Source organism: Leptospira chreensis (assembly GCF_016919165.1).
GTDB lineage: Bacteria > Spirochaetota > Leptospiria > Leptospirales > Leptospiraceae > Leptospira_A > Leptospira_A chreensis.
Genome location: NZ_JAFFPS010000004.1, coordinates 80,596 through 101,727, shown reverse-complemented (window position 1 = coordinate 101,727; position 21,132 = coordinate 80,596). Strand labels below are relative to the sequence as shown.

Here is a 21,132-nt window from a genome sequence, read left to right as displayed (position 1 = left end):
TTTCTGGACTAATTTGTGTTTTGGGAAGAATGACTTTGCCACCGTTTTTTTCTACTCGATCCAAAGCCGCCTGCAGATCATCCCCTGGATTTAAATAAATCAATGTTCCATTTTTTGTAGGGATATACTCCTCACCCTTCACAAGCACAACATTAACCGTTCCTTCCATTTCATTGACTGCATTGGAGTTACTTTCATTTTTACAAGTCACAAATCCAATTCCTAAACACAATACAATCGTTATAATAATTGATCTTCTCATTTTATCCTCACTTCCCTTAATTCGCGCATCCGATAATACAAAACCAATTTTACATCATACCGCAAGCAACTACAACACCATCCCATTGGGGTCTGCAAAAATTGGAATTGTTATCATTGATCATCAAACATGCCTGATAGATCTTCCAAGCATTAGAACAATTTTTTGAATCCTTCCCCGATTCTGCAGGTGAGCTACACTGGATTACTGATAGAAAAATAATGATGAGTATAAACTTAAACGGAAGAATGCGAAAAAAATATTTCATTTTTTACCGATAGCCCTGTGAAAAAATTATTTTACAAAATAATAAAAACCATACATTACAAGATATTCATTTTGCGAACTGTCAACAAAACTTATCCAAAAAATTATTAATACTGTTTTCGATCCGAGTGTTTTGTTTTGCGCCTCGCGATGGTTTGGTGGATGAGATTTTATTGGATGAGGCGACCGCGCTTTACGCTTCAATCTTTCCTGCGGAAAGGATTTCCGCTGCAATCGCTGGCGTTTTTTTAAACTTTTCTTAGAGGTTTATCTCGGCATTATTTATTTCCGGTAGAGAACTGTAAACTCTATACATTGACCGATGATGGAGAGAGACATTATTTTACGGTGTGTCCGCCATCATGTAATTATAAGAAGAAACGAGAACCGAGAATCATTTCTGATATGGGCTACAAGGATTATTGAATAGGTTCTTTTACATTTAACAAAAGATTCTTTAAAAATTCTTTTTCTTCTAATACTGTTTGATTTTTTATATTAGCTTTAATCTGAATAACATCAGAACCAGGAGTTAGTATTCCGAAAACATTATTTTCATGTGATAATCTGCTATCACTAATAATAGAAATTTTCCCATCCCTACCAATCAATACGTTTTGACCGTTATAAATTTCCTTTCCTTGAATTAATTTTCTGAAATGATCGTATGCCTTATATTCAGGAATACACTCTACCAAATAAAGATTATCAGCAATCCTTAAACTTATTCTACCGATAAAAATTTGGAATCGATTATATGGAATTATTTTTTTACGATCTTCTAAATAAGACACATACTCTTGATCATTTAACTTTTCTTCACTTTCCATTATTCGCACATTTTCAAGCTTCAAATGTTTCGTTAATTCATTAACCAAAAAGGCATTAATTAGCACTGATTTATCAATTGATTTTTTATTTTCATCTCTTGAGTCAAGAAAAAGCTTTTGATACTTATTTGCCTTGTATTTATATACTTCGTTTTGCTCCTTTTCTTTCATGTTTTCTATATCGCCATCTGTTTTTTCTCTAAAATATGAAAACCAGAAATTAAGTCGATTGTGTATCCATAGAGGAAATGCAAACATCATCACAAAAGGAATTAACAATCTATAATACCACTCACCATATAGGAAACTTTTGAAAATAATAACTGCAAATGTATCTTGTATATTTATAGCTAAATCAATTAGAATATCATAGTTTATTCCTATAAAAGTAAACATAAAGGAACCCATAAAAGGATGGCCAATTTTTTTTTTCATGATATTAATGAAAGTATCACTTACCTCTTTAAAAGCTGACATATTGCACTCCTTAGAAATAAAAAAAACGAAGGTGTTTATTCCTCGCTCCTATCAGCTAACCTTTGGTTAAATCTGTCTACTTAATTATTGTAATATACTCCTAGTTGATTCTCTAGGCTTTCCGCTTCGGCCTTTGGAACCTTCTTTTCCAGTTTGAATACTATGGAAGGATAGTTAGACCAAAAAGAGGTTACTAGGAACGGAATCGAATCAGTGTAGATTTCCTGTTTGTTCACTTGGCCATAATGCACAGCCTACTTTTCCAGAAGAGGCAATTGCCAAGATTAAGACAAAATGTTTTATGCTTATTCCATCTCTATACTGAGATTCGATAAAAATCCGTTGGCTACAGTATCTAACTTAGTAAATGTAAATTCTTGCAATTGAATCTATTGTAACCCAGTCACTGGGTTTTGAACGGGTAACTTTTGGTGCTTTTAAAATTAGATTGATAATACGGAAAATATACCGTGAAAACAATCCGAAGGAAAGGAACATATATGTTCTAATTAGAAATGCGAATTAATATATTGAAATTATTGCATGCTGCAGACCAACCTATTGGAAAAAGAATCCCTCGGCGAATCGAATAACAGTTCATCCAGTATTGATTCTGCTGTGGGACTTGACCTCTCCGCTGCAAACACTTCGTGTGTTTGCAAAGCTTCGAGGCACGGCTCCCTTCGTCGCATGCCATCCAGGCATGCTCACTGTTATGATTGCTCCCTATGGGTCGCAACCATAACAGTCTCAGGGAACTGTTCAAGTCCCTCGGACCTGGTATCAATTTGAATGTTTGGATTGTGATTAAGGAAAGTGTTTTGCGGGCGGAGGGACTTGAACCCCCATGCCTCTCGGCGCCAGAACCTAAATCTGGTGCGTCTGCCAATTTCGCCACGCCCGCAATGCGTTTGTATAAGCAGGTTTTTGTACTAGGGAAATCTGTCTAGTGAGTTTTTGTGATTCACTTGCCTTTGTTTTGAAATTTTATTCTCATGTCAGATACCAATAGGACTACTCCCATGAACATACTCGAATTTATGCAAAATATCTCTACGCAAGTGTATTTGCGAGGGGATGTGATCTTTCGTGAAGGGGATTCTCATGATGGAAGTATGTATTGCATCATGAGTGGGATGTTTGCTGTCACCAAACAAATGCCAGATGGCACCCAAGAAGTCATTAAAGGTCTCGGGCCGGGGGAATTTTTCGGAGAACTTTCCCTACTCACAAGAAGACCAAGGGCTATGACCATAAGCGTAGTCTCTGCCAATGCACGGGTCGGAATCCTTCGCGACGATCAGTTTGAAAAATTAGCTCGGATCAATACGCATTTCCTATTCCAATTGACCAAAAGTACAGTCGAAAAACTCCATAGGGCAGAAGCAAGACTTACCGAGCTTGACCACATGTTAGAAGAAATCAAAAAGGAAGAAGAGAAATGAGCATCGACCATTTGCGAAAGTACATCAACGAAGTACGAATTGATCACTTTGCCGAAGGAACCAAAGTGTTTTCCGAAGGCGAAGATTCTAATGGAAAGATGTTTTTTGTATTCTCCGGAAAACTCCAGGTTTTCAAACGAAAGGCCAATGGAGAAGACCAGTATGTACGAGATATCAAACCTGGGGAATTTTTTGGAGAGATGGCTCTTGTATTCCCATCACCCAGAGCGGCCACGGTTCTTGCCTCTGCAGAAGATACAAAAGTGGGAATTATTACCAAAGAAATCTTTTTGGCCATGGGCCATGAAAGTCCAGGGTTTCTTTCCGTTATCCTTCAAAGCATCATAAACCGCCTAACATCAGTAGAAGATCAAATCACGGATCGACAACTAGAGTTACATACTCTGATCAACCAAATGCCTTCTCTCCGAGCTGACCCTCTTACCACAGAATCCGTCACAACCAATGAGGAGAATACACAAGATTCTACAAATACAGAGGAGAAAGCCGAGTAAAGAAACTCGGACTCCTCCGAATCCCTACTTTTTAAAAATAAGTTGACTAAACCCCTAAAATCGAGTTTGATTTGCGGGTGACTTTGCGGTTCTTCAACTACCCCATCCCCGTTCTTTTGGTAACCGTCGGTTTTTTTGCCGTACCTTTTCTGAATTTCTTTGCCATCGCGACCCTTTACGATTTGGATCTAGAACATTTCAGCATGATCCTTTCTCGGATCCAACCTTGGCAGTACGTTTTGTCTGGTTTCAGCGCCATCATCGCTTATGGCCTCATCACCAAAAAGAAATTTGGATACTACCTCTTCCTTTGTTTCAGTTTTCTCATTCTCACTTACAATGTTTGGATGGTTTTGTCAGTAACTCTTGGCAAAAAGATCTTCCTTGCAGGCATTCGCATTCATACCTCCGACGTGATCTGGAATATGGTCATCACCACTCTCTTACTTGGGATTGTGTTTTATTTTTTACGCCGGGAGATTGCAGCACCTTACCTGAGTGGAAAACGACGCGGTTGGAGAACCAAATACCGGGAAACCCATCCCATTCCTTTTCATTGGACGAACGCAGATGGGGAACGTGAGGGTGATGGGCAAACCATCAATATTTCTCGTAACGGTATCCTCATTCCTATGACAGCGCATCACTTTTTAAAAGTGGGCGACCCTATCAATCTCCTCTTAAAGTTAGAAAAGGAAAACAGAGAACCTGTATCCATTTCTGTCCAAGCAAAGATCGTTCGGATCGATAAGGAAAGCGATGGATCAGAAATTGCGGGTGTCCAACTTTTATTCCTCCTCAACCAAAGAGAAGAAAAACAAATCTACGAAACCTTCCTGGCACGAGTGTTTGCACCGAGATATCCTGTTTCCAATCCCGTAAATTTCTCAGGGAAAAACAATAAAACCTGCCAAGGAACTCTCCTCAACGTTTCTATAGAAGGATTGTATATAGAAACCAGTTCCGTTTTAGAACAAGATCAAATTTGTAATGTAAAAATCCAAACCAGATCGGGAGACATTGCTGTGGGTGGTGTGGTGCGTTGGTCGAACCCACAAGGTAAATACGGAAAACCCAGTGGATTTGGAATTCAAATTGATTCCATTGAAAACAAAAACCTATTTCGTATTTGGATTTGGAAACAACGTTTCAAATTATTCCACGGGCGGTAGTTCTTCCCAAAACAACGAGTCGGCAAGTTCAGCATCCCCTGGACTTGTGACTTTGATATTGTGGTAATCTGTTTCCACAATTCCTACCTTTCTTTTTCCCATCCAAGTACAAAGATCCGTCGGATGTTTCTGAATATCTGCAGAAAGTCCTTCAGCCAAAAGCTCCTCTATCATAAACCCAGCGATGGTTTGTGGGGTTTTGACAGAATACACTTCTTCCCGTTTTAATGGTTCTTCTGTATAATTCACGTGCATCCTTACACGCACCAAACTCTCGGTAGATTTTCCAACGATCGTGGCCCCACCAAAAATCCGAGTTTGTTCGACTAACTGATAGAGTTCTTTTTGTTTGAAATTGGGACGAGCAACATCATGGATGAAAAAAATATCCTTTGTATCATAGGGAATTGATTCTAGCCCACATAACGTAGACAGATGGCGGCTCTCACCGCCAGGCACAATCCGATCGTTCCCTTCTAAAATATCACCCAGTTCTTTTTCTGTTTCTAAAATCCAATCGGGATGAGAAACAACAGTAATGGATTTAATGAGTCCAAAACTCCGGAACCGTTTGACCGAATGCCGAAGGAGGGACTCACCTCTAACTTTTAAAAATTGTTTGGGGACCTCTGTCCCCATCCGACTTCCTGTCCCACCCGCAAGTAGGACAACATACAAATTGTTCATTCTACAACGAGGATTTCGTTTCGAAAGATCTCTAAGATGGGTTCTTTTTTGCGGATGAGTTTTCCTTCACCGCTTTTCCGAAGTAAAACCTCAGCTGTCTCAGGATAACTATTGTAGTTTTTTGTGGACATACTAGCACAGTAGGCACCGACTGCTTCCATCACTACATAGTCTCCCACTTCTGCATCTCCCATAAGGCGAGTGATTGGCTCTCCCCCTTCTTTCTGAGTGAATACATCACCGGATTCGCAACAATGACCCACAACCACATACTCTTCGTTTGATTTTGGAACTCCACCCTCTTTTTTCACAGTCACAAGAGGATGCCTTGCACCGTATAACGAAGGTCTGGTGTTTGAATCCATTCCTGTATCTAGTTTTAAAAATCGGAATCCTTTAGAACCGGTATCCACGATATCATCAACTGTGGTAAGTAGTGCCCCACAAAGAGCCACAAGATAAGTTCCTGGTTCAATCTCTAAAATGAGTTTTCTTCCATGTTTTTTTGCAAAGTCTTCAAATTGGATTTTTACTGGAGCACCAATCTTTTGTAAGTCGGTCGATTTTTCATCTTCCATCCTAGCTACTTTGTAACCACCACCAAGACTGACTACAGTCACCGAAGGGAAAGCTTCCGCGTATTCCAAAGTATATTGGGCTACTGCTTTCCAAACTTCAGGATCACTTCCCGACCCAATATGAGTATGGACTTTTTCCACGACAATTTTGTATTTTTCTACAATAGCTTTCACTTCTGGTAATTTTTCATACCAAATCCCAAAGGAAGATGTGACTCCCCCTACATCCGTTTTTTTGGTATGTCCAGAACCGAGGCCCGGATTGAAACGAATGGAAACTGACTTTCCTGGAAATGCCTTACCAAAGGCTTCTAATTGGCGGAGGGAACAAGCACTGAACCGAACTCCCTTTCCAATCAACTCTTCGAACGCCTTAGGAAGTTCTTGTGAGGTAAGCATAATGGACTCTGGTTTGAATCCAAAATGGAGGGCGCGGACAACTTCGTGTTCCGAAGAAGCATCGATGAGGATGCCTTTCTTTTTCATAATCTGAAGGATATTGGAATTGGGATTTGCCTTCATGGCGTAACGGACTTGTAATCCAAAGGCATTCGGAAATGCCAAGGTCTCGTCACATTTTTGTTCAATTTCTTTCTCAGAATAGACAAAGATGGGGGTACCGAATTCTTTTGCCAAAGCTCGCACTTGGTCTTCTTTTAAAAACTTTAGTTTTTCGATTGATGTCATAGGATTTAAGATAAACCTTTCAATAGGTTCCATTCCATAAAGTCAAAAAAGTAGAAAATGGCAGGAAAGATTACACATATCGAAGCTCTCTCCCATGTGAAAAAACATTTGGAACATGGAAATGCGACCCAACGTCGGATTGCCGCATTACTCTCACGCCCAGACGTTGCCTCCTATGCCAACCTCGGTGCTGTTGCCCCCGACATCTTTTACTTCTATCACCTGTTACAGCCCAAACGAACGAAAAAGGCAGCTTTCTTTGGAGACCTGGCCCACCATCATAAAGTAGCAGAGCTCATCTTAAGTTTTCTAGATCAAGTTTATGATACAGAGATGGGTCTTTACCGGGATCGTTTCCTTGCATTCACTTTAGGGTATATTTGTCACTGTGTGGTCGACATCCAAACCCATCCCTATATCTTTTATATCTCAGGGGATTACTATAACAGCGATAAGAATATCTCGTACCAAGCACAAGTGAACCATATGAAAGTGGAGTTTGGACTGGACACCCTTCTTATCAACCACCGTTGGGGAATGAGTGCCAAAGAGTATGACTTCCCGCAGTACATTGATATCCGCCATAAAACCGTAGGGATCAAAAACAAAATGGATCCAGTTCTTTGGAACTTTTGGTTGCAATCCATCAAAGAGACTTATCCTGAAGAATTTGCTTCCTCCTATTTAGGTTCCGAAAAAAAAATCATCCCCGGGGATATCTTAAACGAATCCTATCTTGGGTTTTACCGGTTTACCTCCACTTTGGATTCGCGGAGTACTTTTATGCGAGGTCTTGTCAGTGTAGTGGATACACTGACCTTTCATAAATACAACGCCAGCGTACTTATGTTACCCACTCTCGAAAACATCAATCCCAAGATTATGAACGATGAAAAGAGGGAATGGTTCTATCCCGCTGACCCCAAAAGAAAGTTTAACGACTCATTTATCGAACTTTTGAACCAGGCAAGCCAAGCCAGCAAAGAAATTTTAACGAGAGCCTACGAATATAGTTTTTCTCCGGAAAGCAGATCGAAAATTCTGGATTCTCTCGGTGGTTATAATTTGGATACTGGTCTCCGTTACCACGGAATCGACCATATGAAGGAATTTTCTCCCCTCGTTTGATGGGGATATTAAGTTAAGGGAAATGTATGAAACAAGAACCCACTGGGCTCTTTGAAAAGTATTTTATCATTTGGTTTCGGATTGTCACAGAGAGAATTTGGACTGGAGACAAAAAATTAAGAAACACCGCCATAGCCATTTTTGCCTTTGGTGCTTTGAATGTATTTTTACTCACAGGTTCTGTGAAAGACTTCTTTCGTTTGAAGGAAGCCGCGGTTTATGACATCCCTTCCACTTTGTATGGACTGACCGACAAAGGGGAATATGAACCCATCGCCGAGTATTATAAGTTTTCTCGTATCCCTGTTCGTTTAGAGCAATTAAAACCGGAAGAAATTACACTATCACCAGATAACAGACACAAGGTGATTCAATGTTTTTTATCTACAGAAGATAACTCCTTTTATTCCCATAATGGAATCGATTTAAAGGGGATTGCTCGTGCTTTTGTGGTGAACATCATGGCGGGCCGCGTAAAAGAAGGTGCCTCTACCATCACCCAACAAGTTGCCCGACTTAAATTTTTATCCATCGAAAGATCCATCGCAAGAAAAGCGCGCGAAGCTTGGCTTGCCTTTCTACTCGAGCTCGCCTATCCCAAAGATAAAATTTTAGAAGTGTATTTGAATGAAATTCCACTGGGACACGGAACCATCGGAGTGGGGGCCGCTTCTCGGTTTTATTTTCGTAAGGAAGTCCAAGATGTAAGTTGGGGGGAAGCCGCAATTCTTGCCAGTCTCACAACAAGACCCACGCAGTTTAGTCCCATTGTGAATCCTGTTTCTAGTTTGAACAAAGTGCGAGTCGTCTTTCGCAAGTTAGTGGAAAACGGAAGGATGTCAGTGGCAGATGCGGAAAAAGAATATGCAGCCCTCGAAGAATACTATACCAATCTGAACCGGTCCCCTAATGATTCTGCATTTTCCGACAGGCTCAACCGGTTTCCTTATGTAACTGAATACATTCGAAAAAACTTAATTCGTTCCATTGGATCGGGTCGTTTGTACAATGGTGGTCTTAAAATTTATTCAACCATCCAGATCCGCCACCAAGAAGAAGCCGAAAAAGCACTTCTCCCCGCACTACAAAGACAAACCTTAGAATCCAACCAAAGAGCCTTCCGGAATATCGATGCCTTTGATGATTTGTATGGAAGTGGGTATTCGCTCATTGCAGATTTATATGATTTGCCTGATTTTAAATTTCATATTTCTCGAACCGAACGTACGTTCTCTTCCGCTTACCAAGAAGACCTGCGAGATGAATTCTCTGCACTGAACCTGTTAACTGGGGATGATTTTCTCGGTGATTTAATTGATAAAAATTACACTTTTCAAACCACAAAAGACCATCTCCTTCCTGTAGAAGGTTCTCTCATTGCCATTCGACCAGAAACGGGATACATCACAGCAATGGTAGGAGGCTCAGGCTTTCGTTCTGACAACCAACAGATCCGTCCCTTCCAAGCATTCCGCCAACCAGGTTCGGCTTTCAAACCCATCCTGTATGCGGCGGCCATGGACTACTCTGGCAAAAATCCAGACCCAGAAAAAAATGTCACTCCTGCGACCCTATTTGCTGACTCTCCTCTCCAATACCTAATGGAAGATGGAGACGAGTGGGCTCCCGAAAATTATAGTAGCGAATACTCAGGTTTTATTTTGTTACGAAAAGCCTTGGAACAATCCAAAAACTCAGTGGCTGTTCGAGTTTTGGAACAAGTAGGTCTTTCTCACCTAATGGATAGTTTGCGAGGACTATTACAACTTCCTGGACGAGACATTCCCTATAACTTTAGTGTCTCTCTTGGATCGTTTGAACTCACACCTTATGAACTCACAAGAGCTTATGCGGCCTTAGCCTCCGGTGGAAAAACAGTAAACCCTATCTCCGTTTTGTATGTAGAAGACAATGCAGGGCATGTCATCAAAGACTTTCGCAAAGATTTTGATGACGACGACCGCAAACAAATCATCTCTAAAGAAGCCGCCTTTCTCATCACTTCCATGATGCGTGATGTGGTGGAAGAAGGAACGGGACGCGGGGTTTTGTCTTATGGACTGAACCGCAAAGCCTATGGAAAAACAGGAACCACAAACAACTTTCGAGATGCTTGGTTTGTGGGTTACACCCCAGAGCTTGTGACCTCGGTCTGGTTTGGATATGATGTGGGAACGATTTCTCTCGGACGAGGGATGACTGGTGGAAAATTAGCCGCTCCTGTTTGGGGAAGGTTTATGGCAAGGGCCCTCGACCGAGAACCTCATATTGACTTTCCTTGGCTTCCTGAGGTGAAAGTTACCAAAAAGACGGTCTGTCGTATGTCGGGCAAACTCCCGAGTGGCCAATGCCACGACCTATTTGAAGAGTATTTTATCCCACAAACAGCACCTAAAGAGGTTTGTAATGACCACGGTTCTTCTTGGAACGTGGTAGAAACAAAATCGAATGCTCCTACAACGACAGTTGTGCATTCCGAAAAGAAAAAAACGGAAAAAGTAGAAAAACTCCCCCCATCCACCAAACCACCGAAACGAAAAAAGTCGGTCTTTAGCGGAGATGAGGAAATCGACTACTAAAAAGGCTTGTCAAGAAGACCGAAAATTTTGATTCTCACAGAAGGGGAAAAGGAGCAGGAATGGCAATAGGTAAGGATTCCATCAATAGTGTTATCGGACCAGGGTCGATATTTGAAGGTAAGTTTTATATCGCAGGTTCACTTAGAATCGATGGAAAATTCGAAGGTGATATCAAAACTGAGGATGCACTCGTTATCGGAGAAACCGGTAAAGTAAAAACCAACATCAGTGCAAGAGAAGTCATTGTATCAGGTACCCTCATCGGTAACATCAAAGCCGAAAACGAAGTAAAACTCGAAGGTACAGGACGTATGTTAGGTGATATTACTGCTCCTTACTTAGAACTTCAAAAAGGTGTAGTAGCAAAAGGAAATATCACAATCACTGGCGGCCAAAAAAAGGACGTTCGTAAGATTGTTGAAGAATCCTTTGGCGGTATTAAATCCTTAGACACCAAGGATTAACTCTCCTTATTAACACATGCTACTTCGATCTCCCGAAAAGTCTACGATCGGTAAGCATGTGTTACGCTGGGGAAACGTAAATGTAATCCAAGTTTCTCCCGGTAAGTATTTTTATAATCTCCAATCACAATCCAGTGTCCTTCATGGAACGATTGATCTCAACCGGAAACGGTATCGAATCCTTCCCCTTCTCGCTTCTTCTTTTATCTTAGCTTTCTTTATCTCCATCATCGTAGACAAACAAACTTATGAAGAAAGTTTGATGGAAAAAGAGTTCTTAAGTATGTCCACTGAAGTGGAAGAAAACGACGTTAAGGATAAAGAAGCAAAACTTGCTGACGCCAAGTATCTTCAAGAAACAGAAGATAAAAAAATGGCCATCCTTCGTTCCGCTGATTTGGATGCACTGGCAGAAAACAAAAACAAAAAACTAAAAGTCACCCAATACAAAGTCAAAAAAAACGAAACTCTATCTGACATTGCACGTAGGTTCAAAGTTTCTGCCGAATCCATTGCTGGAAGTTCGGGAATCAATCCAGAAGTGTCTATCCTCCCTGGACAAATCCTAAACATTCCCAACAAACATGGGTTAGTTTACAAACTAAAAAAAGGCGATACCCTTGCCAAAGTAGCAGACTACTACAAAGTCAAAATCGATGATATTTATTCCGAAAACCAATTAGAAGACTATGACCTATTCAAATCAGGACAAAAAGTATTCCTTCCTGGGGCTGTGATCCCAGAAACAGGCCCTGTTTGGAGAATCCCTGTGGTATCCAAAGTCATCACTTCCGGTTGGGGAACCCGTTCCTACCCACAATACAAATTCCACATGGCTCTTGACTTACGTGCCAATTACGAATCGGTATATGCTGCGAGAAAAGGAAAAGTCACCTATTCCGGTTGGATGGGTGGATATGGGAATGCGATCATTCTCACTCATGATGACAGTTACCAAACTTTGTATGCTCATAACTCGAAACTCTTTGTCAAAGAAGGGGATTACGTAAGTGCCGGCAAAGTCATTTCTCGATCTGGTTGCACTGGATATTGTTTTGGCCCCCACCTCCACTTTGAAGTCATCAAAGATGGAAAAAACGTAAACCCAACAAAAATCATCAAAGGATTTTCTTATAAATGAAAATTACACTTACTATGAACAAAATTTCCTATACCAAAAAACATTCAATTTTACTAATATTCCTTATATCCGTTTCTCATTTATTTCTTTCCTGCACGGTAAAAATTGGAGAAGAAATCAACAAACGAATTGTAGATCCATTCGATGAAACCAAAATTCTAAATGTACATTTTGTCACCACACGTAGAGAAATGACTGTGAAAGACAATTGTGATCCTCAAAGTTTTGGATTCATCACAGACATCAATCCCCATTATGGACTCTGTTTAGTGAATATCCCGTCAAAACATATCATTGGCGATATCTCTCTCGACAATGCCCAAGACAAAAACCAGTTCTTTCAGTTCAAAGGCCGGATCAATACAGACGATAAAGAATTTTTAACCAAAATCAAATCCTCGGCTTCGAATGAGGTTTTAGTTTTTGTTCATGGGTTTAATGTTAACTTTGATGAAGCTGTACTTCGTGCAGGACAAATCAAATATGATCTAAAGTTTCCAGGAGAAGTGGTTGTTTATTCTTGGCCGGCAGGAGCGGATGCGGGGATTCTTGGCCAAGTGATGGTAAAATCCACTTACGATCTAAACTTTGCAGAAGCAAAAATCAACCGAGAACCCTTTGCCAAATTTTTAACCGACATCACTGGCCTTGGTAAAAAAGTACATTTAGTGGTTCATAGTATGGGCCACCAAGTAGTATTACCCTCTGTGGCAGCGCTCGCCAAACAAGGCAAAAGTAAATTTTTATCGGAGCTCATCCTAAATGCTCCCGATTTTGATAAAAATGAATTTGAGTTTATACTAAGCGACTTATCCAAATCTTCCGAAAGGATCACCCTCTATTGTTCTCCTGGGGATAATGCCCTCGTTGCTTCCCAAAAAGTCAATGGAGCTCCTCGTGCCGGAATGTGTTTTAAATATTCCGGCGTGGATGTGATCAATGTCAACGAAGTGGATGATCCTGTATTTGGTGTGGGTGGACTGGGACATGGATATTATTCCTCTAGGCCCATTCTAACAGACATCTATCAAGTGTTACTCGGTATCTCTGTAGAAAGACGACTCTTTATCCGAAAATCGGGTCCCAAAAATGGAGAGAACTTTGTCCTTAGAAAATAACTAAGGAACCAGTATCTCTTCCCCTTTGGTTAGGGCACGGTTGGTTTTTGTGGGAATCTCCCCCTCTTCCTTGTCCTCTGTTTCTTTTCCGGCTTCGACCTTTGCCACAACCAATTTGAATTTTAACTTCTTGGCCAAACCTAAACTTTCTTTCGACAATTGAACTAACCTGTCTCCGCCAGCGATTTTAGGATGGCTTGTACCGGATAGTCCCGCAAACACAACATGCCGTGCATGGGTCACACCTGGTTTGGATTTGGGTGGGGCCAATGGTTCCATAGGAATCCAACCGAGTCCTTCCACCCAAACTTCCACAAACTTATGATTGAACGTGATTTCTTTGGATGATTCTGTCGGTAGATAGTTCCAAACCAAACGAGAAGGAATTCCCACACCACGTAACAATGCCATGGTGACATAGGAATGTTCCGTGCAAGCTCCATTGTTTTTTTCGATCACTTTCGGTGCTGGTTCAAAACTTCCCGATTTGTAAGGAATCGATGCCACATACTCTTGGGTTTTGGTCAGAATCTCTTTTAGATTTCGACTCTCACCAATTAGAGATTTCTTTTTTTCCAAAACAATATCGGTATTCATTTTCAAAAACCAATCATCTAAGAGATAACTCTGGAACTCTTCCCCGATTTGCTTTGATGGTAAGTCCCAGGTAGGATCGATATTCCATTGGATTTTATAACGAGTGAGTAGAGCGCGGTAGACTGTCATCTCTTTTGTATCCCCCGCCTTCATTGCTTGCACGGTCAAAGTGAGAGAACGATTCCCGCCTGGATCCACTTCGAGCTTCGTATCAGGTCCTAAATTTTCTTCACTCAGTGTTTGGGAGTGAGTTCCATCTCTCGGCAATACAAAATGAAACTTCGTTTCTGGAATGTCGACTAAGGCTGTGAATTGGAATTGGTATTCAATTTGATTTTGAATGGGAGAAAAACGGTAGGCCTTCGCACCGGAAGCCACTTCCAAGGATGATGTTGTTAAAGGGAAAAAGGCAGATCCCATTCCCTTCCACTCCCCATAAGTTTTACTGAGTGGATCAAAAATAAGGAAACGATCCTCGGGTAAAACTGCTAATTTAAATAAGGCCCTATGGTTCACAGGGAATTTTAATTCTCTAACACTTGTTTGGTCTTTAAGAGAAAATACTTGGATGGTATTTCCCCAAAATGAGGAGATGAAAAGAAGTTCGGTTTCACTGCGTTTGGTCATTCTCTGAATGGATGCAAACGGGAGGGAAATTTTGGATTCCAATTCCCCTGAATTTAGGTTGTACACTTCCAATTGGTTCCCAGCCAATCGATAGATTTGCTTCTCCAAACAAACAATATCCTGCCAATGTTTTCCTTTGTCTGGCCAAGGTAATTTCCTTTGGACAACAAAGGTCTTGGGATGGAGTTCCCAAAGAGTCTTTGCCGTTTGGATAAGAAGGTTTCCCCGACACTCGGACCAACCCGTAACCTTACCTTCATTCCAAGGAAGTTTTGTTGATTCCCCAGAATCTAAATTCCAAACAAGGATGGAAGTTTGTTTGATCGCATCTCTTGTCTGAAAAAAGAGACGGCCTTCCGAATACAAGACAGACTCAAATAATTCCACAGATTCTGATTCAGGAAAGGAAATGGACTTCTTCCAATCGTACATTGAACGTATCTCTGTCCAAGTAAGAGGAATCTCACCGACTCCTACTGCCAATAAAGAAGGTAGGAAGATGAGGAAAACTAAAACCCAAACCATTTTTTTCATTCGATAATCCTTGCCTTTTTAGAATGGTTCTTTAAAGTTTTTTTAGTGTATGGATTCTAAAAGAAAAGGAAGTCTTTTTTATTTTGGGGAACGGATTCTCCTCGGCACTGTTGGGATCGTGACAGAACCCCACTCCCATTATGCCGTATCTATCTTAGTATCTCTCCGCGGATCTTTCCATTTGTATACCAAATCTGATGTTGTGATTGAATCCGATGGGATCATCATCCCCCCAAACTATTACCATAGACTGGATGGATCCAACTCAGAAATGGTCATTATCCAATTGGATCCAAAATCAGATGAATACAAACGGATCGAAATGGATTTATCTCCCAAAACCATTGAACCAGAAATCAGATCCAAAATCCAAAAACTCGCCGATCCTTTGTTTGGTGAAACACTCACCTGTGAATCAGCCCGCTCCATCTACAATCAAATTCTTTCTCTACTGGGTTCCAAAACAGTTCCCAAAAAATTTGATGAACGAATCGAAATAGCCATTCAAAAAATTAAAGAAGAAATCCCTAGTCCCGTGACTCTCGCAGAACTCTCTGAAATCTCAGGAATTTCCACGGATCGGTTTATGCATTTGTTTAAGGACAATATGGGAATTCCACTCCGGCAATATTTATTATGGCAACGCCTTCACATCGCCGCAAAACTTTTACAAGGTGGTGAAAATCTGACAACAGCATCTCATGCTGCCGGTTTTAGTGACCAAGCCCACTTGTCTCGAACCTTCAAAAAGATGTTTGGAGTCAAACCTTCCCTATTTCTAGGAAGTCAGTCCCTCGGCAAGGTATGTTTTTGCGAAAATTAAATGGGGATCTCGCAAAGTAAGAGGAGTTTGAGTTTATGTATTGAACTCTCTTACTTTACGATGTTACTTAAGTGATACTATAAGTATAGAAAGTTTAAGCATGTTTATGTGAAAAATCTTTCCACACTCCACGCGCTTTCAGTTCATTTTCCACAGCAGCTTTCAAATCCAATCGGTATCCGAGTTCAAAGAAAACATCGGCTACCACGAATAGTGGTGCGGATACCAATGCTTGGAAAAGATTGTCAAAAAGTGCCGGACGACTTTTTTCAAAAACAAAATGTCCATAGAACTGCGATCCCCATCCGATCACTTGGCCAAGACCAAAGATGGTCCAAGCAGTGGTCGCCGGTAATTGTGTTGTGATCCATTCGGAGGTTAAATAAAGCCCTCCAAAAACGAGAGTCGCCACAAAAGCAAACAATACATCCAAAGTGTAGTAATAACCAAGGACAGCCAAAGTGAATACAAGGGATGCGGACACATGAAAACCATTGTATTCAAAAAGGCTAAAACGACTTAGCACAACAAACAAAGTGAAGGTGATTGTAGGAACACCGAGCACATGAACTAAAACATTACGTTTTTCCTGATGGTAAGCGGAATAAAACGCCATTTCTTTTGCAAATCTCAAGGGAGACCTCCGGGTGTAAAGATCCATCCTACCAGAAACCTTGGGGATCGACTTGAACGAACCTGTCAAAATTCGAAAATTTCTAAAAAATTAGGAATTTCGACCTGAATCCAGAAGGAGTTTGCGGAGGGTAAAATTGCGTTTGAAATCAGAGGCAAAGTCTTCGATAAGAATCGGAAACCTATAAGTCCAATTGGCCTGGTCCGGCGTTCCCGGAAGATTGATCCGGTGTTTTTCAGGCCTCTCCCAAAGATCAGAAACACCGATGGCTAGATCCTGAAACAATTGGATGGAGAAAATACTTTGGGTTTGGAAGACAAATTCGAGAAGCCCGAGAACCACTTCGTCATCAGATTCTGGCCTTGGTTTTCCTAAGCGGTCAAAGAAAAATTGGAATTTTGATTCCAAATCTCCTTCCTTTTTCCACCACTCCATCACCAAACTTGTATCATGCGTAGACAATACAGAGATCGCATTTTCCCTGTACGATTCTTCTGGAATGAACTCGCCAGTTGTAAAAGATTTGGTCCAACGCACCACATCAATCCCAATCATTTGGCGTTCGAATAAAGATTCTCGAATGAACTTGGGAACCGATCCCAGATCTTCCGCACATGGCAACATAGAAGAAAAGGATTCAAAAATTTCCAAAATTCTTTCTCCCGATTCCTTCCAATGTTTTTCTTCTTCTTTGATATGTAATTCTGATAAAGGGAATAGTTTTGCCTTGGTTTCTTCAGCTAACTCTTGGTATGTAGCCTCTTTCCAAAAATCCCAATAGAAAATATAATGGTCGGGACTGAATTCATGAATGAGACCCAAAGATTCAAATTGTTTGGGATCTAGTCCTTCTTTGATAAATTCTTCTTTGGCAATTCCAAATTGTGGATGGAACCAGCCATGGAGGGCTGTGGAATCGGCCCTGGGGATCGCCCAAATCCGAAACATTCCAATCACATGGTCAATGCGGTAAAGATGGAAAAAATTTTCCAAATAAGACAAACGATCCTTCCACCAAGAATAGTTGGATTTCTCCAACACTTCCCAATTAAGGACTGGGAATCCCCAAGTTTGACCGGTTTTGGAAAAATCGTCAGGAGGCGCACCTGCCTGCAGATCCATAATAAAAAATTCTGGATGTTCCCAAACATCGCAAGAATTTCGAGAAGTAAGGATGGGCATATCCCCTTTTAAATAAACACCTGCATCTTCATAATGGGTTTTTACTGCAGATAACTGATCAAAGGCGATCTTTTGTAAATAGACCCAAAAGAATGCCTCCTCTCTTCGTTTGGAAAATATATATTCTTTAGCAAGATTGGGATCTAAATATTCTTTGGGCCACTCCCACCAACCCTTATCCGTAAACTCTTCATAGAGCAGCCGAAAAGCAGCATAAGAATAACACCAAGGGTGTTTTTCTAAAAAGTAGGTAGCCTCTTTGACAGCTTCTTTTTGGTTTTCCGTATAGTGTTTACGGATGATATCCAATTTTAAATTACGAATGCGGATGGGATGGTTTTCTAAAGAACGAATCTCTCGTTTGCGAGATTTAAAATTTAGATTTAATTTGTATAAGGATATATAAATCGGATCAATCGCAAAGGCAGAGATGGCACTGTAAGGTGAGTATCCGAACCCTGTATCGTTTAAGGGTAATAATTGAATGATGCTAAAACCTACATCCTTTGCCCAATCGCAAAGAGGATACAGACTATAAATGTCTCCGCATTCCAAGGAATACTCAGAAACAATAGAGGGCAGAGATACAATTACCCCCGCCCTTCTTCTGTTTACATTTCGAATCGATTCCAAGTCTTTTTTATGCGACTGTGATATCCTTCGAGAGGTATACGTCTTGGATGGCGTTAAGTAACGCCACTCCTTCCTTCATTGGTTTTTGGAATGCCTTTCTTCCAGAGATAAGACCCATTCCACCAGCACGTTTGTTGATTACGGCTGTTTTGATGGCATCTTGTAAATCGTTTTCTCCAGAAGCTCCACCGGAGTTGATGAGTCCCGCTCTTCCCATGTAACAATTTGCTACTTGGTAACGAGTGAGGTCAATCGGGTGGTCAGAAGTAAGGTCAGAATAGATACGTTTGTCTGTTTTACCATAAGAAGATTCTTGGTTTAACACATTGTATCCACCGTTGTTTTCAGGTAACTTTTGTTTGATGATATCCGCTTGGATGGTCACACCTAAGTGGTTTGCTTGTCCTGTTAGGTCAGCAGAAACATGGTAGTCTTTATCTTTTTTGAACGCATTGTTTCTAACATAACACCAAAGGATAGTTGCCATTCCTAGTTCGTGTGCCATTTGGAAGATTTTAGAAATCTCAACAATTTCACGACCGGAATCAGCAGAACCAAAATAAATCGTAGCACCGATTGCAACACAACCTTGGTCATAAGCTTGTTTTACAGTCGCGAACAAAATTTGTTCACTTTTGTTTGGATACGTAAGGAGTTCGTTGTGGTTGATTTTCAAAATGAAAGGAATTTTGTGAGCATACTTTCTCGCAACCGATCCAAGGACACCAAGAGTTGTCGCAACACCGTTACAACCACCTTCGATAGCCAATTTGATGATGTTTTCGCCATCAAAGTAAATGGGGTTTTTTGCAAAAGAAGCACCAGCGGAGTGTTCAATTCCTTGGTCTACCGGAAGGATGGAAACATAACCAGTTCCACCAAGACGGCCACTTCCGAGAAGGGTTTGGATGCTACGAAGAACAGGGATTGACCTGTCTGTGGGAGCAAAAATTCTATCAACCCAGTCAGAGCCAGGTACGTGGATTAGTTCTTTAGCGATTTTAGGCGATTTGAATCCAAGTAGGGATTCCGCATCATTTCCAAGATGTTTCGAGATTTCGTCGAAGTTCAAAGTTGTTCTCCTAAAAAATAAAATCTCGGGTTCTTCCAATGTGACAACATCTTTTTTTGCTCGTCGTCCATCCGCATGGCCCTAACTTGAATTGAGAGGCGAATTTGAGAGGATCAGCACAATTTCGAATGTTTTTTTCCCTAGCTTGGCTATCCCTCACACTTTCTCTGGGTGTCTGGTGGTGGATTTTGGGGTTTCGCCAAGCAAAAACCATATCAGAAATTTCTATCAGTGCGGAAAGGCAGGTCGAGCTGGACCGAGTGAACAGGATGTTACAACTGGAAGGGTCCTTCTTTCTTTCCATGTTGACCCTGGGTGGGGTGACACTGGCAACACTTTCTTACAGAGATCACAAACGTTCTAAACTTATATCCGATTTTTTTTCTACTGTCTCTCATGAAATGAAGACACCTATCGCCAGCTTACAGCTGCAAATCGAAGTCCTTCTGGAAGATACCAAAGAACCCGAACTCAAAAGAAAACTAGAAAAGATTTGGAAAGAAAACCAACGCATTGAATCCCAAATGGGAAATGCATTTTATCTCGCAAGCCTGATGCAAGGGGATTCCTTGTATATGGAACATTTGAGTCTAAATGATTTATGTGAATCCTATGCCCACCATGAACCGGATTTGGTTTGGGATGTTTTGATTCCGAAACAAACTAAGGTTTATATTGATAAAAAGGCATTTTTTGCTATGTTAAAGAACTTAAGTGAAAATGCAAAACGTCACGGAAAAGCCAAAACCATCAAACTTTCAGTTACAAAAGAAAACGAACGTATTTGTTTTCTTTTGGAAGATGACGGTATGGGATTTCTTGGGAACAAAAAAAATCTCACTTTACCTTTCCTTCGCCATTCGAGAACGAGCGGGAGTGGGATTGGTTTGTACATCGTAAAAAAATTAATCGAGAAAATGAAAGGATCATTAGAGTTTCCGAACAGTTCGCACGGATTCCAAGTAAAACTTTCCCTAAGAGAGGTTCCATGAAACCAAGAATCTTACTGGTAGAAGATGATGAAGGTTTAGGGGAAACTTTAAAGGAAAGGTTGGAACAAGACCGCTACCGTGTCCAGTGGGCCAAAACCGTATCCGAGGCAGAATCTCTATTTTCCCCGAACCAGTTTGATTTGGTGGTTCTTGACTTACGACTTCCTGATGGGAATGGATTCCAACTAGCGGAACTTTTTTTGTCCAAAGAAAAGGACATCCCCTTTCTATTTCTTACCGCCCAAGCCGGTGCCCAGGAAAGACTGCGTGGGTTTGAACTCGGCGCTGCCGAATTTATTCCCAAACCTTTCCACCTAAAAGAATTTCTGATTCGTCTGGAACGGGTGGTGGCACAAACCCGACCTCACTTCGGCCAAAAATGGAAGATGGGAGAGAAGGAAATCCATTTGGATTCCTTCCTTGTCAAAAGGGAAGATGGATCCTCCGTTTTACTTTCCAAAAGGGACTGCGCCCTCCTTGCCCTTCTCCTTTCGGATGCCCGAAAAGTTTTTAGTCGTTCGGAGATTTTGGACAATATTGTGGGAGAAGAAAGTTTCCCTACAGAAAGAACCATAGACAATGCCATTGTCCGACTTCGGGATGCCCTCGGAGAAGACTCCATCCGCAATGTGCGGGGTGTGGGTTACCAGTGGGTGGCAGAAGTGATCCCCCTAAAATAACGCATCCC

At 41.1% G+C, this 21,132-nt stretch carries 19 protein-coding genes and 1 tRNA gene; 11 read left to right on the top strand and 9 right to left on the bottom strand.

The window, feature by feature from the left end:
• The 3 genes from JWG41_RS20880 to JWG41_RS00805 all read right to left on the bottom strand — a co-directional run.
• Nucleotides 1-262: VOC family protein (locus tag JWG41_RS20880; RefSeq protein ID WP_476737616.1), on the bottom strand; the 262-nt coding region annotated here is incomplete at its 3' end.
• A 686-nt stretch (nucleotides 263-948) separates the two neighbouring features.
• Complete coding sequence (locus tag JWG41_RS00810) at nucleotides 949-1,836, bottom strand: hypothetical protein (protein ID WP_205268071.1); 888 nt, start codon at nucleotides 1,834-1,836, stop codon at nucleotides 949-951.
• A gap of 822 nt (nucleotides 1,837-2,658) precedes the next feature.
• Nucleotides 2,659-2,740: transfer RNA gene (locus JWG41_RS00805), tRNA-Leu, on the bottom strand.
• A 118-nt stretch (nucleotides 2,741-2,858) separates the two neighbouring features.
• Here JWG41_RS00805 and JWG41_RS00800 point away from each other — a divergent pair.
• The 3 genes from JWG41_RS00800 to JWG41_RS00790 all read left to right on the top strand — a co-directional run bounded on the left by JWG41_RS00800 (nucleotide 2,859) and on the right by JWG41_RS00790 (nucleotide 4,968).
• Nucleotides 2,859-3,281 carry a cyclic nucleotide-binding domain-containing protein gene (locus JWG41_RS00800; protein WP_205268070.1) on the top strand — a complete coding sequence of 141 codons (423 nt, stop codon included), beginning with the start codon at nucleotides 2,859-2,861 and terminating at the stop codon, nucleotides 3,279-3,281.
• Nucleotides 3,278-3,796 (top strand): Crp/Fnr family transcriptional regulator, encoded by a 519-nt coding sequence (locus JWG41_RS00795; protein ID WP_205268068.1) that lies wholly within the window; start codon nucleotides 3,278-3,280, stop codon nucleotides 3,794-3,796. The genes JWG41_RS00800 and JWG41_RS00795 overlap by 4 nt, the downstream gene beginning before the upstream one ends.
• 77 nt (nucleotides 3,797-3,873) lie before the next feature.
• Nucleotides 3,874-4,968 carry a PilZ domain-containing protein gene (locus tag JWG41_RS00790; protein ID WP_205268066.1) on the top strand — a complete coding sequence of 365 codons (1,095 nt, stop codon included), beginning with the start codon at nucleotides 3,874-3,876 and terminating at the stop codon, nucleotides 4,966-4,968.
• Here the strand turns inward: JWG41_RS00790 and JWG41_RS00785 are convergent.
• Together JWG41_RS00785 and JWG41_RS00780 are read right to left on the bottom strand one after the other, a co-directional pair.
• Nucleotides 4,951-5,655: an IspD/TarI family cytidylyltransferase gene (locus JWG41_RS00785; protein WP_205268065.1), complete on the bottom strand. Its 705-nt coding sequence runs from the start codon at nucleotides 5,653-5,655 to the stop codon at nucleotides 4,951-4,953. The two genes, JWG41_RS00790 and JWG41_RS00785, sit on opposite strands and share 18 nt — an antisense overlap.
• Nucleotides 5,652-6,920, bottom strand: a complete 1,269-nt coding sequence (locus JWG41_RS00780; RefSeq protein WP_205268064.1) for a diaminopimelate decarboxylase — start codon at nucleotides 6,918-6,920, stop codon at nucleotides 5,652-5,654. The genes JWG41_RS00785 and JWG41_RS00780 overlap by 4 nt, the downstream gene beginning before the upstream one ends.
• Before the next feature lie 57 nt (nucleotides 6,921-6,977).
• Between JWG41_RS00780 and JWG41_RS00775 the strand changes: the two genes are divergently transcribed.
• Genes JWG41_RS00775 through JWG41_RS00755 form a run of 5 tightly spaced genes read left to right on the top strand, consistent with a single transcriptional unit; the run spans nucleotide 6,978 to nucleotide 13,350 of the window.
• A complete protein-coding gene (locus tag JWG41_RS00775) occupies nucleotides 6,978-8,048 on the top strand; it encodes a zinc dependent phospholipase C family protein (RefSeq protein WP_205268062.1) in 1,071 nt (356 codons plus the stop codon).
• Between the two features lie 26 nt (nucleotides 8,049-8,074).
• Nucleotides 8,075-10,627 (top strand): penicillin-binding protein 1A, encoded by a 2,553-nt coding sequence (locus tag JWG41_RS00770; protein WP_205268061.1) that lies wholly within the window; start codon nucleotides 8,075-8,077, stop codon nucleotides 10,625-10,627.
• A gap of 59 nt (nucleotides 10,628-10,686) precedes the next feature.
• Nucleotides 10,687-11,091: a bactofilin family protein gene (locus tag JWG41_RS00765; RefSeq protein ID WP_002974102.1), complete on the top strand. Its 405-nt coding sequence runs from the start codon at nucleotides 10,687-10,689 to the stop codon at nucleotides 11,089-11,091.
• Between the two features lie 16 nt (nucleotides 11,092-11,107).
• Complete coding sequence (locus JWG41_RS00760; RefSeq protein WP_205268059.1) at nucleotides 11,108-12,232, top strand: M23 family metallopeptidase; 1,125 nt, start codon at nucleotides 11,108-11,110, stop codon at nucleotides 12,230-12,232.
• Between the two features lie 14 nt (nucleotides 12,233-12,246).
• The gene (locus JWG41_RS00755; RefSeq protein ID WP_205268081.1) at nucleotides 12,247-13,350 is read left to right on the top strand and encodes an alpha/beta hydrolase; all 1,104 of its coding nucleotides are present in this window, start codon (nucleotides 12,247-12,249) and stop codon (nucleotides 13,348-13,350) included.
• On the opposite strand, the gene JWG41_RS00750 is transcribed toward JWG41_RS00755, so the two are convergent.
• Nucleotides 13,351-15,108 carry a transglutaminase-like domain-containing protein gene (locus JWG41_RS00750; RefSeq protein WP_205268057.1) on the bottom strand — a complete coding sequence of 586 codons (1,758 nt, stop codon included), beginning with the start codon at nucleotides 15,106-15,108 and terminating at the stop codon, nucleotides 13,351-13,353.
• A 49-nt stretch (nucleotides 15,109-15,157) separates the two neighbouring features.
• Between JWG41_RS00750 and JWG41_RS00745 the strand changes: the two genes are divergently transcribed.
• A complete protein-coding gene (locus tag JWG41_RS00745) occupies nucleotides 15,158-15,931 on the top strand; it encodes a helix-turn-helix transcriptional regulator (protein ID WP_205268056.1) in 774 nt (257 codons plus the stop codon).
• Nucleotides 15,932-16,025: 94 nt separating this feature from the next.
• On the opposite strand, the gene JWG41_RS00740 is transcribed toward JWG41_RS00745, so the two are convergent.
• From JWG41_RS00740 to JWG41_RS00730, 3 genes are all read right to left on the bottom strand, one after another.
• The gene (locus tag JWG41_RS00740; RefSeq protein ID WP_205268054.1) at nucleotides 16,026-16,565 is read right to left on the bottom strand and encodes an Mpo1 family 2-hydroxy fatty acid dioxygenase; all 540 of its coding nucleotides are present in this window, start codon (nucleotides 16,563-16,565) and stop codon (nucleotides 16,026-16,028) included.
• 90 nt (nucleotides 16,566-16,655) lie between these two features.
• On the bottom strand, nucleotides 16,656-18,380 hold the full coding sequence (locus JWG41_RS00735; RefSeq protein WP_205268052.1) for a 4-alpha-glucanotransferase: 1,725 nt from the start codon (nucleotides 18,378-18,380) through the stop codon (nucleotides 16,656-16,658).
• Between the two features lie 7 nt (nucleotides 18,381-18,387).
• Nucleotides 18,388-19,452, bottom strand: a complete 1,065-nt coding sequence (locus JWG41_RS00730) for a class I fructose-bisphosphate aldolase (protein ID WP_205268050.1) — start codon at nucleotides 19,450-19,452, stop codon at nucleotides 18,388-18,390.
• Nucleotides 19,453-19,580: 128 nt separating this feature from the next.
• Here JWG41_RS00730 and JWG41_RS00725 point away from each other — a divergent pair, with 128 nt between their 5' ends.
• Together JWG41_RS00725 and JWG41_RS00720 are read left to right on the top strand one after the other, a co-directional pair.
• The gene (locus JWG41_RS00725) at nucleotides 19,581-20,444 is read left to right on the top strand and encodes a sensor histidine kinase (protein WP_205268049.1); all 864 of its coding nucleotides are present in this window, start codon (nucleotides 19,581-19,583) and stop codon (nucleotides 20,442-20,444) included.
• Nucleotides 20,441-21,124, top strand: coding sequence for a response regulator transcription factor (locus tag JWG41_RS00720; protein WP_205268048.1), 684 nt, complete (start codon nucleotides 20,441-20,443; stop codon nucleotides 21,122-21,124). Before JWG41_RS00725 ends, JWG41_RS00720 begins: the two co-directional genes overlap by 4 nt.
• The last annotated feature ends 8 nt before the right edge of the window (nucleotides 21,125-21,132 follow it).

Bases quoted from the DNA above. Each gene is read 5' to 3' on its own strand.
- JWG41_RS00810 (WP_205268071.1), bottom strand. From the start codon at position 1,836: ATGTCAGCTTTTAAAGAGGTAAGTGATACTTTCATTAATATCATGAAA.
- JWG41_RS00800 (WP_205268070.1), top strand. From the start codon at position 2,859: ATGAACATACTCGAATTTATGCAAAATATCTCTACGCAAGTGTATTTG.
- JWG41_RS00795 (WP_205268068.1), top strand. From the start codon at position 3,278: ATGAGCATCGACCATTTGCGAAAGTACATCAACGAAGTACGAATTGAT.
- JWG41_RS00785 (WP_205268065.1), bottom strand. From the start codon at position 5,655: ATGAACAATTTGTATGTTGTCCTACTTGCGGGTGGGACAGGAAGTCGG.
- JWG41_RS00780 (WP_205268064.1), bottom strand. From the start codon at position 6,920: ATGACATCAATCGAAAAACTAAAGTTTTTAAAAGAAGACCAAGTGCGA.
- JWG41_RS00775 (WP_205268062.1), top strand. From the start codon at position 6,978: ATGGCAGGAAAGATTACACATATCGAAGCTCTCTCCCATGTGAAAAAA.
- JWG41_RS00770 (WP_205268061.1), top strand. From the start codon at position 8,075: ATGAAACAAGAACCCACTGGGCTCTTTGAAAAGTATTTTATCATTTGG.
- JWG41_RS00765 (WP_002974102.1), top strand. From the start codon at position 10,687: ATGGCAATAGGTAAGGATTCCATCAATAGTGTTATCGGACCAGGGTCG.
- JWG41_RS00760 (WP_205268059.1), top strand. From the start codon at position 11,108: ATGCTACTTCGATCTCCCGAAAAGTCTACGATCGGTAAGCATGTGTTA.
- JWG41_RS00755 (WP_205268081.1), top strand. From the start codon at position 12,247: ATGAACAAAATTTCCTATACCAAAAAACATTCAATTTTACTAATATTC.
- JWG41_RS00750 (WP_205268057.1), bottom strand. From the start codon at position 15,108: ATGAAAAAAATGGTTTGGGTTTTAGTTTTCCTCATCTTCCTACCTTCT.
- JWG41_RS00745 (WP_205268056.1), top strand. From the start codon at position 15,158: ATGGATTCTAAAAGAAAAGGAAGTCTTTTTTATTTTGGGGAACGGATT.
- JWG41_RS00725 (WP_205268049.1), top strand. From the start codon at position 19,581: ATGTTTTTTTCCCTAGCTTGGCTATCCCTCACACTTTCTCTGGGTGTC.
- JWG41_RS00720 (WP_205268048.1), top strand. From the start codon at position 20,441: ATGAAACCAAGAATCTTACTGGTAGAAGATGATGAAGGTTTAGGGGAA.